Consider the following 13,437-nt stretch of genomic DNA (forward strand, 5'->3'; position numbering starts at 1 on the left):
TAGTAAAAAGTGGTTTACCTTATGATGCAAATTATAAAAGTACTTTGGTTTAAAAAAGTATAAAATTTACTTGTTTTTTACCTCAGTTCTTTGTTACCTGCAGTTTTTATTTCAATTTTATTTTCCTCTATTAACGCAATTATCATTAAAGCAGCAGATTCCGCTTGGTTAACTCCCCATCTTATTAGGTTTCTATATTTTCCATCAGAGGTTTTACTAAAGGCAACCATTTTTCCTCGACATTTACAAATAGACATAAATGGTGTGTCTTTTATGAAAGTCCTTTCAAAAGAAACAGTAGCATAGTCAAAACTACCTTCTTCGGGTTTCCCTAATTTGCTATAGCTGGTTAAGTCAGCAACATATGTATTTTCATCCACTTCTATATGTTCAGGTATATATTGTGTAATTTCTTCGTAAGTGTATGCATTGCAAATGAAATCTTTTTTTGAGTCGTATGCTTTTACAATAATAGAATCATTAATTTTATAATAAGCAAAAATGCTTTGTTGTGTTATACCTAATTTTTGAATTTTTTTTGCAGACTCAAAGGGCACAACTATTTTGTTAAAATTAGATTGAACTTCTAAAGATGGATTGATTTCTTTAGTTAAATTAAAAATCATTTGTCCATCGTTATGACCTACTCCTTCAATATGAGCAAATATTGGTTGTTGCTTTGCGGAATTTCCAGTTCCTTTAGATACAATTGTGGCAAGTTCTGAGACAGAAAAAGTCTTTGTTGTGTTTTGTTCAAGAAACTCATTTAGAATAATAGAAAAAGGACTACCAATTCCTGGTTGTCCATCAGAAACTTTTTCATTTCTTCCTGATGTTATTATCCAACGAGATTTATTTTGATTTAGTTTCAAATAATGTAACTCGACATTTGACCTTGTTTGAGACAAGAAAGACCCAGAAAAGCAAGAATCTAAAATCAATAAAATATGTTTAGCATCAATGCCTGAAATTGCATCAATAACTGTTGAATTAGGTATAAAATCGCTGATTTGATTTTCAGCATCTTGAGGAATCCAATATCCTTTTTTTGTTTTTGGATGCAAAGAACCGTGACCAGCAAAATGTATTATCAAATTATCATTCTCTGTTGTAAGAGAAGATAAATGATTAAGGCTTTCTATAATATTTTTCCGAGTTGCTTTTTTATTAAACAATGAATCGGAAATAGTTTCAAAGCTATAATTTTTTATTAAAGTTTTTTCTAATCTTTTAGCATCATTTACAGCATTATTCAGTTTAGGAAAAGCTGCGTTCTCATAATCATCTATTGCTATGTTAAGAATAAAGTTTTTTATCACAGATGTTATTTTTCAAATTGCAGGTAACTCGTTATATGCCAAACCTTAGTTGTTTTATCCGGAGAATAGTATGGGATATATAAAGTTTAGCAATTTTTATTCTCTCAAATATAAAAAAATAACATGAAAAGAAAGGGAGCTTTTATTTTTCGTTAACCCAGTTCAAAAAATCTTTAAAAACAGTGTTCCAATGTTTTTCATATTTTCCATTCTCTAGTTCTTTTCCAAATCCATGATCTAAACCTGAATAAGCCTTGAATGTTAAATTGTTTTTCTGTTTCCTAATAAACTCTATTGGAATTAGGTAAGCGGATTCAGGAGCTACAGCTTGATCTTTTGTTCCAATAGCTACAAATAGAGGCTTTGAAATTTTTAATAAATTGTTAATTGGTGGCTCAGAAAAAGAACTCCATCTTTTATAACTATTGTTTTTACCAGCCCAATATTTATCGGTAGCATTAGGGTTTGCCATTATTTTTTTAAAATCTTCTAATATTGAACTAATCTCTCTTTGTGCTACTTTTTCACTAATTAAGCCTTTAGCTAATTTCTTTCTAGTAAATGTAATAAAGTCAATAAACTGAGTGTTACCTCCACCAGACAAATACCCAAAATGAGTTATACTAGTATTCACGGTTCCTAATTTGGCAACAACATCGCTCCCTTCAGAGTGTCCGAGAGCAATAACTTTTTTGAATTTATTTGGGTGCTTTTTAGTTATACTGTTAATTACTTGGTCGGCTTGATGAGTTCGATACGCTAATGTTTGGTTTTCATAATATGATTTAGGAACAGGAAACTCCTCATCCATTTTTGTTAAGAAAGGAAAGCCTTTTTTAGATATTACAACAAATAGATAATTATCAGGCAAAAGGTTAAAATCAAGAGGTAATGTTGTTCCAACATACGTTTTTCCATTTTCTTTCATTGTTTGATATAGTGACATTGCTTTTGAACCTTGAACATATAAGAGAAGAACATTTGTAGATTCAATATCTTTTTTAACGTATGTATGATAGTTAATAGTGTCTTTATTTGTTACTACAGAATGGTGTTTAAAAGTCTTTAAGTCTTTTGTTCTTTGGCTAAAGGCTGTTGAACAAATACATAAGGATAATAATAGTGTAAGTAGTTTCATATAAATCTTTTTAATTTTATATTAAAGACTGAAAAGAAAAAGACATGTTGCAAAACTTATATTTAAAACTGTATTTAGTTGGCATTCAGTTGTATAATTCCGTAACTTAGTGTTGTTTTAATATAAAAACTAAATAGTTATGCATTATCACGACGGACATTTTTGGGGAATGCACTTTGTATGGTGGATTGTTTGGATAGTAATAGGAGTATTCTTTTTCTTGTTTTACAGTTCTTTATTCCAAGTAACAAAAAAAGAATCTCCGTTAGAAGTCCTTAAAAGACGTTTTGCAAAAGGTGAAATCACCAAAGAAGAATATGAAGAGGCTAAAAAAGTATTAGATTCTTAAGTGTAATAAAAAAGAAACCCTTTGTAAAAACTACAAAGGGAACTTTATTGGCACCGCCAAAGGGTATAATATCTCGAGGTTATTTACTCTAATACTCAATTTTATCTTCTTTTTCAGACCATTTTTGAAAAGGTTCTAAGGCAATATCACGTCCTATTTGCTCAAACGGAATACTTCTCTTTTCGTATGGCAACGGAATTTCTTTGTAAATAAATTCATCATCAAAACCAATGTTAGCAGCATCTTGTTGGTTACTACCGTAAAAAACTTTATCAGGACGCGCCCAATAAATAGCTCCTAAACACATAGGGCAAGGTTCGCAAGAAGTATATACAATACAACCATCTAACTGAAAAGAACCTATATTTTTACAAGCATCACGAATGGCTGTTACTTCTGCGTGAGCTGTAGGGTCGTTGGTAGAAGTAACTTTGTTGTTTCCTCTTCCAATGATTTTTCCATCTTTAACAACAATACAACCAAAAGGTCCTCCTTCGTTGTTTTGCATTCCTTTTAAAGCTGCTTTTACAGCTTCACTCATATATTCTTCGTGTGTATTCATTGTTTAATTTTTATAAAAAAAGGAATACAAAGCTAAGTCTTTTCTTTCATTTCATTTATGAAGTAACATACAATTTTAATCGTTGATAAGCTTTTTTAATACATAAGTAAAATGACACTCGATCTTAAAATAGGGAGTGTCGTAACTATAATTAGATAACTCATGGTATCTTTTTTAATATTCAAACAGGGTTTATATAACTTGTTGTTTAAAATCAAAAACTAATCAATCATGAAATTAACATCAAAGTTTATTTTAAATGCATTGCTTATAATGAGTATTGTGTTTTTAAATTCTTGTAAGAAGAAAGAAAAAGAAGCTGAAAAAAAAGTTGAAGAAGTAGCTTATAATAAAACAGCAACACAAAGTTTATGTGAAAATGATTGGTTCCCTCACACACAAACCCCAGCCCCTTCAGAAGGAAAAGGAAGCCCGTTTGATGTATCGAGTACGACCAATGCAATTTTTCATCAATGGTCTTGGCAAAAGTTTTTATGGCTAACCAAACCAGAATATAAAATAGAAAAATTAGTAGTAAAACAAGAAGGAAAAGAAGTTCCTTTATATACAGGAGAAACATTACCGTTGTTTTTAAACCCAAAGAAAATGCACCAAGTTACAGCTCATATGCAAGATGTAAAACTAAAAGAAGGAGCTGCTTTGGTTTTAATAGATACTGCTCAAGCAGGATCGGGCGGAACTTTAAAAACAAACCCTGGGTATAACGAAGATGGGGTTTTAGAAACAGTATTTTACTCAATTCACATAAGTCCTACAATGAGAGAAGCATCAAGAAAGTATAGAGATTCTATAGTTAGCGGAACTTTAAGTGGAAATAATCAAGCATCTTTTCCAGTGGGCTCTTTAGAGTTAAAAGTATCATGGACACCAGTAACTGCTATTGCTGAAGAAGAAATAGGTAACTATTATACAACTGTTGCAGCTTTAAGTAGAGATGGAGAAATATATACAAATACTGAAGTAGCTTTATTAGGAATGCACGTTGTAGGTATTGTAGAGAATCACCCAGAGTTTATTTGGGCTACTTTTGAACATGATGATTTAGCACCAAACTATAATTGGAAAGATAATAATGCATCTTCATCTACCAATAAATTATTATTTGCTGAAGGAACTACTACGGGAATTGACGGTATCGTATGGAGTAATGGTAGTGCTAAGCTACCATATAAAGCGTACGATTTATTTAAGTATGGTGTTCCAAGAGATAGTGTAGGAAACTTTATGAACACAAGCCAATCAGAACCTGTAAACTTTAACAACATAAAGAATCTTAATCTTTGTGTAAAAGAAAGTTTAACTGATGTTTGGAAAAATTACTTTTACAATGGCTCTCTTTGGATTGATACAGATGGATTGACGTCTGAAGAGCAAACAGCTACAATAAATAGTTTAGGAGGAAACATAGGAAACGCAACACCTGATAGTACTTCGGTAGCAAGAGGATCAGTAAATTGTGCTAATGTTACCATGGAAACGTATACACAAACTTTTAAAAGTAGTTTAAAAGATATTGAAGCAGATAATTTAGCAAACTGCTTTAGCTGTCATAACGCTGTAAACTTTTCAACAAATAAGAAATCACCGCTATATATAAGTCATGTTTTTAATGCTTACTTATTAAGAGGGGAAGGAAAAACATTTAATGAAGTAGAAGCTATTAAAGCAAAACAAGAAGTAGAAGACTTTATGAGAAATAGCTTAAAGTAGAGTTTTTAGATTGACTTTACAAAAAAGCCTCCTCAGTGTTAAATTACTGGGGAGGCTTCATTTATTAAATAGTTTTAAATAAATTTCTCTAGTAAATAAGAGGTTATTTTAAACTTCCAATCATGTCTTCTGGTTTTACCCATTCATCATATTGTTCTGGAGTTACATATCCTAAACGTACAGCTTCTTCTTTTAAAGTAGTTCCGTTAGCATGTGCTGTATTTGCAATTTCAGCAGCTTTATAGTATCCAATTTTAGTATTTAACGCGGTAACTAACATTAATGAGTTGTTTAATAACTCAGTAATTCTTGTTTGGTTTGGTTCAATACCAGCAGCACAATTTACGTCGAAAGACACACATGCATCTCCAATTAATTGAGCTGATTGTAATACGTTAGCGGCCATCATAGGTTTGAAAACGTTTAGTTCATAGTGACCTTGTGTACCACCAACAGTTACTGCAACATCGTTACCCATAACTTGTGCACAAACCATAGTCATAGCTTCTGCTTGAGTTGGGTTTACTTTTCCTGGCATAATAGAAGACCCTGGTTCGTTAGCAGGAATAATAATTTCTCCAATTCCAGAACGAGGTCCTGATGCCATTAAACGAATATCATTGGCAATTTTATTTAAAGAAACAGCTAATTGTTTTAAAGCTCCGTGAGTTTCTACTAAAGCATCATGAGCAGCTAAAGCTTCAAATTTATTTTCAGCAGTTACAAATGGTAATCCTGTAAATTCAGCAATATATTTAGCCACTAACACATCATAACCAGCAGGAGTGTTTAATCCAGTTCCTACCGCAGTTCCTCCTAAAGCTAATTGAGCTAAGTGTGCTAATGTGTTCTTTAAAGCGTTTAATCCGAAGTTTAATTGTGCTACATACCCAGAAAATTCTTGCCCTAAGGTTAGGGGAGTAGCATCCATTAAGTGTGTACGTCCAATTTTTACAACATCTTTAAAAGCTTCTGCTTTTGCTTGTAAAGTATCTCGTAATTGCTCAACACCAGGAATAGTTACTTCTACAATTTTTTTGTAAGCTGCAATGTGCATTCCAGTAGGGAAGGTGTCGTTAGATGATTGTGATTTGTTTACATCATCGTTAGGTTGAATTGTTTTTTCGCCTTCACCAATCACTTTTCCAGCAATTTCATGAGCACGGTTTGCAATTACTTCGTTAACGTTCATGTTACTTTGCGTACCAGAACCTGTTTGCCAAATTACTAATGGGAATTGATTATCATGCTTTCCTTCTAAAATTTCATCACATACTTGTGCAATTAAATCACGCTTTTCAGTAGCTAAAACACCTAATTCTGCGTTAGTGTATGCAGCAGCTTTTTTTAAGTATGCAAATCCGTATACTACTTCTAAAGGCATAGAGGCAGCAGGACCAATTTTAAAATTGTTACGAGAACGCTCAGTTTGCGCTCCCCAATATTTATCAGCAGGTACTTCTACCTGTCCCATAGTGTCTTTCTCAATTCTATATTTTGTCATTTGGAATGATTTAAAATGCTAAAAATTAATGATGTCCAAAATTACAAATTCTAATAGTTTTTACGAGCGATTTTTATTAGATTTTATTGGAAGAAAAGAAAAATAGTTATAATTTTGTAGCATAACAATTATTAACAAGAAACAAATGTTAGATTTTTCAGAATTCTCAGGATTAGTATTATTCATGTTTATTTTTACAGCTGGATTTTGGCTGTTAATTTTCTTATTAACATTTGTAGTTCCTTATTGGATTGGCGGAACTATCTGGGAAAACATGAAGTTAAAAAGAGAAGCTAAGAGAGCTGCCGAAGAGGGTAAGTAATCTATAGATACCATAAAAAAAATATTTAAACCACGCTAATAGGCGTGGTTTTTTTGTGTTCTTATTTAACTAAAAATAAGTTTAAGTTATAGATTTAGAAGGTCGCTTTCCTAAAATAAAAAAGAGAGCTGATTATTCAACTCTCTTTTTATTGTATTAGGTTAAGTATTAAAATCCTTCACCTCCACCATCGAAATCTCCGTTTCGTTCTGGACGTTCACGTTTTTTCTTTTGGTTAAAACGGTAGGTAAAACTTAACGTTATTTGACGTTCTCTCCACTGGAATTCTTGGTATGATCTTACATCATCAGTATTAGTGTAGCCTTTTCTTTTACGTTCGTTAAACAAATCACTAACATTAAGCACTACAGAAGCTTTTTCTTTAAAGATGTCTTTACTGAAAGCTAAATTAGTTACAAAAATACCTTCTCTACTTCCTTGTGCATCATCTTGAGGCCCACGATACATGATACGTGTTTGCCAATCAATTTTTGCAGGTAAGGTAATTCTTGAATTAAAACGAGCAAACCAACTACTGCTATTTACTTCTGGTAAAGTTTTTGTTTCTGTTACTGTATTACCAGTATCAGAATTTATGTAAGAATATGTATAATCAAAAGCATCAGTATTAAATTTAAAATAGTTAAAGGTTGCTGATAAACGTGCCCATTTAACAGGGTTGTAGTTGGTTGTTAATTCAAAACCATAACGGTTTTCATCGTTTAAGTTTAAAAATTGACGAACAAACACATTACCATTATCTCTAGTTTCAACTCTTGATACAGGTCTGATTAAATCTGTTGAAAATTGATAATATAAAGATGAGTTTAAAGTAATTTTACTAACACGTGTAGTATATCCTAAATCAAAAGAACTAGTGTAAGCTGGATTTAAATCAGGGTTACCTTTAAAAACATTGGTACTCGAACTTCTAGTTTCAAAAGGGTTTAAAAACCAGTGACGTGGTCTTTGCAATCTACGTGCATATCCTAAAGTTAAATTATCAGTTTCGTTAAATTCATAGCCTAAATTTACAGTTGGAAACCATTCCGTATAGTTTTTGTCTGATAATTCTCCTGTATTTAAAACTCTTAAATCAATGTCTGTATGTTCAGCACGTAACCCTAAAAGGTACGAGAATTTATCTATCTTACTACCATATTGAGCGTAGTAGGCATAAATATATTGTTTGAAATCAATGGCGTTTGAAGGATCAAACTCGAAAGGTTGCCCATTTGCATCACGTACTTGAAAATCAGAAGTTAAGTTTTGTAAATCAGCTTTATGACCTAATTCTAATTGACTTTTTTCACCAAGAGGTAACACATAGTCTATTTGAAATAACCTATTTCTAGATTTAGTAATTTGACTATTTCTTTCAGTTAAGACTGAATTGTTAGTAATGTTGGCATATTCATCTTCTTCGTTTTCGCTATACTGTAAGTCAATAATTAATTTTTGACCTTTGTCATCTATATTATTCGTGTAGTTTAATGAGTATTGAGTATCGATGTTATCTTCTGTTTCAAACTCAATTCTTTCAAAACTTCTGATAAGAGATTTATCTGGAGCAAAAGTACGGGTATTGTTAGTCGCGATATCTTCTCCATCATTATTTCTGTAGAAAACTGTACCTGTAATAGAGCTTTTATCATTTAAATAATACTCTAATCCAAATGAACCGTTGAAGTTTTTATTTTTTCTATCAAAAACTCTTTTTTCTGTACTTAAACTATCAATTATACCATCAGATAAATACGTGAAGTCGCTATAAGAGTTTCCTGGACCTTTTCTGTATGAATAGCCTAAGTTAGAAAAGATGTTAAACTTTTTTGTACGGTAATTTAAGTTACTGCTTACTTGGTATAAATCAGGATTACCTACAGAGAAGTTTACAGAACCATTAAACCCAGTAATTTTCCCTTTTCTAAGAATAATGTTTAAGATACCCGCTGTACCTTCTGCATCATATCGAGCAGAAGGAGAAGTAATTACTTCTACTTTCTCTATGGCGTCAGCAGGAAGGTTTCTTAAAGCATCTGTACCACTTAAACCTACTAAGGCAGAAGGTTTACCATCAATTAAAATACGAACGTTTTCGTTACCACGTAAGCTTACAGCCCCTTCAGCATCTACATTTACAGAAGGCACGTTATCTAACACATCAGAAGCATTACCTCCTTTAACAGTCATATCTTTACCTACGTTGTAAATCTTTTTATCTAATCGTATTTCTACAGTCGATTTTTCTGCGATAATTTCAACTTCATCTAAAGTTTCAGTATCTTCAGAAAGAGAAATTACTCCTAGATTTTTATTCTCGGTAAGTGTGTGGTTTCCTAAACTTTTAGATTTAAAACCAATAAATTCAACTTTTACAGCATAAGTACCTGATGTAGCATCTATAGAAAAGTTTCCGTTGGCGTCAGTTACACCTCCAACAACTTGTTGAGTGCTAGTGTTTGTAAGTACCAAAGTTGCATATTCTAGTGGTTGTTTTGAGTTGGTCTCGATTACTTTTCCTGATAGGGTGATTTTTGAGCCAGATCGTTGGGCAAAAGTTGTAAAACTAATTAGTAAAATAATAAGTAAGGTAAATTTCTTCATTACGTTGATTTATAAAGCTTGTTTGACCGCAAATTTCCCGAAAGGTTTAATGGTGTTTAGTTAAAAGAATGTTAAATAAGAAATGAAGTTGAAAAAGAGGGAATTAAGAGCGATAAATGAAAAGGCTAAAAATAAAAAACCAACTTTTTCATCTGATAGAAAAAGTTGGTTTTTTAAAATCGAATTACCTAAAATTAGGTAATTTATTTTTTCTTAGTACGCTGTTGTGCAGCTTGTTGTTCTTGAGCTTGCTTCATGGCAGCATCTAAACGCTCACGGAATTTACTCTTTTTAACAGGCTTCTTTTTGTTTTCTTCGATCTGAGCGTGGATCTTATCTTCATCAATTACGTAGTTTTTAATAATAAACATAATTGCAATAGTTAACAAGTTAGAAATGAAATAGTATAAACTTAATCCACTTGCGTAGTTATTAAAGAAGAATAACATCATGATAGGAGAGAAGTAAATCATCCACTTCATCATTTTGCTCATATCTGGCATACCTTCTTGCGTAGGAGCTTGCATATTAGCTTGTTGGCTCTGGTTCATTTTCATATAGAAGAAAATTGCCACAGATGCTAAAATTGGGAATAAACTTACATGATCTCCATAAAATGGAATCTTAAAAGGAAGTTGAAAAACCGTATCATAAGAAGATAAATCATTTGCCCATAAAAAACCTTTTTGTCTAAATTCGATATTCGTAGGGAAGAATTTGAATAAAGCAAAGAATACAGGCATTTGCATTAATGCGGGTATACAACCCGACATCATATTAACTCCAGCTTTTCGCTGTACTGCCATAATTTCTTGCTGACGCTTCATAGCGTTTTCTTTACCTGGGTACTTTTTGTTGATTTCTTCCATTTCTGGGCGAATCACTTTCATCTTTGCACTAGATAAGTACGACTTGTATAATACGGGAGACATTAGTATACGTACAACGATTGTCATTAAAATAATGATTAATCCGTAGTTACCAATAAATCCTTTTAACATATTGAATACAGGGTAGAAAATTGTACGGTTTAAGAAACCGAAAATTCCCCAGCCTAAATCAGCAATTTCGTTAAGACTAGTTCCTTCGTACGATTTTAATAAATTATAATCAGTTGGCCCGTAAAACCATTGCATGTTATAATTTAATTCTCCATTTGTTAAAGCTAAAGGAGCTTTTAATCCGTAGGTTTTAGTATAAACGCTATCTACATCTTCGCCTGCAAAATCAATAGATTTTAAGGTAGCGTTATTTAAAGGAGTTTCAGAAGTTAAAACCGAAGAGAAGAAGTGTTGTTTAAACGCAACCCAATCAATATCATTAACTACCTCATTATCGTTCATTTGTAAGTAATCTACTTCATCATCAGCTTTGTAATAGTAGTAAGAATACATGTTTTCGGTTTGTAAACTCTTTTCGTGCCTAAAACCTTTTAAGTTCCAATCTAAATTGATTTCTTGAGAACTATTGATAACATTACTCAATCCTTGTGAACGAACAGCGAAACCTACACGGTAATCACCCTCTTTCATTTCGTAACGGTACTCTAAGAATTTATCTTCAGCTACTTTTAACTTCATAGAAAGTACTTGCGTCTCTCCATTTTTAGTTAGGGAAGGAGTAAATAATAAATCTTTGGTGTTTAAAATTCGATTGTCAGTAGTACCGAAGTTGATATTGAACGATGCGTTTTTATCTTTAACTAAGTATAAAGGTAACGAATCGTAGGTTTTATAGTTTTTAACTAAGGCTTCAATAATTTGCCCTCCTTTATTATCTACAGTTAACTTAACAAGATTGTTTTCAATTGTAGTACTACCTTCTTTCGTTGTAGAAGCACCATAAGCAAAGGCTCCAAACTTATTTTGTAAAGCAATTTGCTGTAACGAATCGTTTAAAACGGTGTTTTCAGTTAAGTTGTTTTGAGCGTTCTCGGCAGCATTAGTAGTTTGTTCTGTTTGAGTAGTGGCTTCAGGAGTTTCGTCTGGTTTTTGGGTATTCATCCACCAAAGCATAATTCCTCCTAATAAAAGCATTCCTATAAAGGAATTTAAATCAAATTTTTTTTGTTCCATTGATATATGTTAAAATGTCAACTTGTCACTTAAAGTTTTTCTAGTTGTCTGAAAAACCCGACAAAGGTAGTAAAACCCCAAAGATTATTAGAGGATTTACAATGAATAATTTTGTTAAGAATAGTAGCTCAAACAGTATTCCAAATTTTATTGAAGGAATAAAAAATCCTGTAACTAAAATTACAGGATTTTTGAGTTTATTTTTTTGATTGCTTTAATGCTGCTTTAATGAAGCTTACAAATAAAGGGTGCGGATTTAACACCGTACTCTTATATTCTGGATGATATTGCACACCAACAAACCATGGATGAGTAGGTATTTCAACAATTTCTACCAATCCTGTTTTAGGGTTAATTCCAGCAGTTTTCATTCCTGCCGTTTCTAATTGCTCTTTATATTCGTTATTGTATTCGTATCTGTGACGGTGACGCTCACTAATTAACTCTTGCTTATAGGCTTCAAAGACTTTAGAATCTTGTGTCAACTGGCAATCCCAAGCACCCAAACGCATAGTTCCTCCTTTATCGGTAACGTCTTTTTGCTCTTCCATTAAGTTAATAACAGGATGTGCAACTTTAGGATTCATTTCGGTAGAGTTAGCATCTTTTAAGTTTAATACGTTACGAGCAAATTCAATAACTGCCATTTGCATACCTAAACAAATTCCTAAAAACGGAATGTTATTTTCACGTACATATTGCACTGCTGCGATTTTACCTTCAATACCTCTATCACCAAACCCAGGAGCCACTAAAACACCATCTACACCTTCTAATTGTTGTATAGCACTTTCTGGAGTTAATTCTTCAGAGTGAATCCAACGAACGTTAACTTTGGTTTTATTGGCAGCACCAGCATGAATAAATGCTTCGGTAATTGATTTATATGAATCGTGTAATTCTACATACTTTCCTACTAAACCAATCTCAATAGTAGAGGTTGGGTTTTTATGACGCTCTAAAAAACGGTTCCAAGCAGTTAACTTAGGTTGTTTACGAGTCGATAAACGTAATTTATCTAACACAACGTAGTCTAATCCTTCTTTAAACATTAAGTTAGGAACATCGTAAATAGTCTCAGCATCTAACGATTGAATTACGTTTTGCTTTTTAACATTACAGAATAATGCTAGTTTACGTTTAATATCATCAGAAATTTCATGTTCTGAACGACAAACTAAAATATCAGGACTTACACCACTTTGCATTAACATTTTTACAGAGTGTTGTGTAGGTTTTGTCTTTAATTCACCTGCAGCAGCCAAATAAGGAACTAAGGTCAAGTGAACAACTACAGCATTGTCTTCACCTAAATCCCATTGTAATTGACGAACAGCTTCAATATAAGGTAATGACTCAATATCACCCACAGTTCCTCCAATTTCAGTAATAACGATGTCAAAATCACCAGTATTCCCTAAAATTTGAACTCTGTTTTTAATTTCATCAGTAATATGAGGAATCACTTGTACAGTTTTTCCTAAAAACTCTCCTTTACGTTCTTTATTAATTACAGATTGATATATTCTACCTGTAGTTACGTTGTTTGCCTGTGAAGTAGGAATATTTAAGTAACGCTCGTAGTGTCCTAAATCTAAATCGGTTTCGGCACCATCATCAGTAACATAACATTCTCCATGTTCGTATGGGTTTAATGTTCCTGGATCAATATTAATATATGGATCTAATTTTTGAATAGTTACAGAGTATCCTCTTTCTTGTAATAATTTAGCTAAAGAAGCGGCTATAATTCCTTTTCCTAGTGATGAAGTTACGCCTCCAGTTACAAAAACGTATTTTGTGTTGTTCATGGTGTTGTTAGGTTTGCGC

General features: G+C 32.4%; 10 protein-coding genes. 3 read left to right on the plus strand and 7 right to left on the minus strand.

What is annotated here, in order from left to right:
• Positions 1 to 77: 77 nt before the first annotated feature.
• Both C8N26_RS13200 and C8N26_RS13205 read right to left on the minus strand, forming a co-directional pair.
• Entirely contained in the window at positions 78 to 1,319 is a 1,242-nt protein-coding gene (locus tag C8N26_RS13200; RefSeq protein ID WP_170141661.1) for a caspase family protein, read from the minus strand.
• 142 nt (positions 1,320 to 1,461) lie between these two features.
• On the minus strand, positions 1,462 to 2,457 hold the full coding sequence (locus C8N26_RS13205; protein ID WP_120187668.1) for a dienelactone hydrolase family protein: 996 nt from the start codon (positions 2,455 to 2,457) through the stop codon (positions 1,462 to 1,464).
• 139 nt (positions 2,458 to 2,596) lie between these two features.
• On the opposite strand from C8N26_RS13205, the gene C8N26_RS13210 reads away from it, so the two are divergent.
• On the plus strand, positions 2,597 to 2,806 hold the full coding sequence (locus tag C8N26_RS13210) for an SHOCT domain-containing protein (protein ID WP_120187669.1): 210 nt from the start codon (positions 2,597 to 2,599) through the stop codon (positions 2,804 to 2,806).
• 88 nt (positions 2,807 to 2,894) lie between these two features.
• On the opposite strand, the gene C8N26_RS13215 is transcribed toward C8N26_RS13210, so the two are convergent.
• Positions 2,895 to 3,368 carry a nucleoside deaminase gene (locus C8N26_RS13215; RefSeq protein ID WP_120187670.1) on the minus strand — a complete coding sequence of 158 codons (474 nt, stop codon included), beginning with the start codon at positions 3,366 to 3,368 and terminating at the stop codon, positions 2,895 to 2,897.
• A gap of 231 nt (positions 3,369 to 3,599) precedes the next feature.
• Here C8N26_RS13215 and C8N26_RS13220 point away from each other — a divergent pair, with 231 nt between their 5' ends.
• Positions 3,600 to 5,099, plus strand: a complete 1,500-nt coding sequence (locus C8N26_RS13220) for a hypothetical protein (protein ID WP_120187671.1) — start codon at positions 3,600 to 3,602, stop codon at positions 5,097 to 5,099.
• 103 nt (positions 5,100 to 5,202) lie between these two features.
• Here C8N26_RS13220 and fumC read toward each other — a convergent pair whose 3' ends face one another.
• Entirely contained in the window at positions 5,203 to 6,603 is a 1,401-nt protein-coding gene (gene fumC, locus C8N26_RS13225) for a class II fumarate hydratase (protein WP_028891108.1), read from the minus strand.
• 145 nt (positions 6,604 to 6,748) lie between these two features.
• Between fumC and C8N26_RS13545 the strand changes: the two genes are divergently transcribed.
• Complete coding sequence (locus C8N26_RS13545; protein WP_028891109.1) at positions 6,749 to 6,925, plus strand: hypothetical protein; 177 nt, start codon at positions 6,749 to 6,751, stop codon at positions 6,923 to 6,925.
• 168 nt (positions 6,926 to 7,093) lie between these two features.
• Here C8N26_RS13545 and C8N26_RS13230 read toward each other — a convergent pair whose 3' ends face one another.
• The 3 genes from C8N26_RS13230 to C8N26_RS13240 all read right to left on the minus strand — a co-directional run bounded on the left by C8N26_RS13230 (position 7,094) and on the right by C8N26_RS13240 (position 13,418).
• Positions 7,094 to 9,532: a TonB-dependent receptor domain-containing protein gene (locus C8N26_RS13230; RefSeq protein ID WP_028891110.1), complete on the minus strand. Its 2,439-nt coding sequence runs from the start codon at positions 9,530 to 9,532 to the stop codon at positions 7,094 to 7,096.
• 203 nt (positions 9,533 to 9,735) lie between these two features.
• Complete coding sequence (yidC, locus tag C8N26_RS13235; RefSeq protein ID WP_120187672.1) at positions 9,736 to 11,607, minus strand: membrane protein insertase YidC; 1,872 nt, start codon at positions 11,605 to 11,607, stop codon at positions 9,736 to 9,738.
• A 197-nt stretch (positions 11,608 to 11,804) separates the two neighbouring features.
• Entirely contained in the window at positions 11,805 to 13,418 is a 1,614-nt protein-coding gene (locus tag C8N26_RS13240; RefSeq protein WP_120187673.1) for a CTP synthase, read from the minus strand.
• Between the last annotated feature and the right edge of the window lie 19 nt (positions 13,419 to 13,437).

The organism is Tenacibaculum lutimaris, assembly GCF_003610735.1.
Lineage (GTDB): Bacteria > Bacteroidota > Bacteroidia > Flavobacteriales > Flavobacteriaceae > Polaribacter > Polaribacter lutimaris.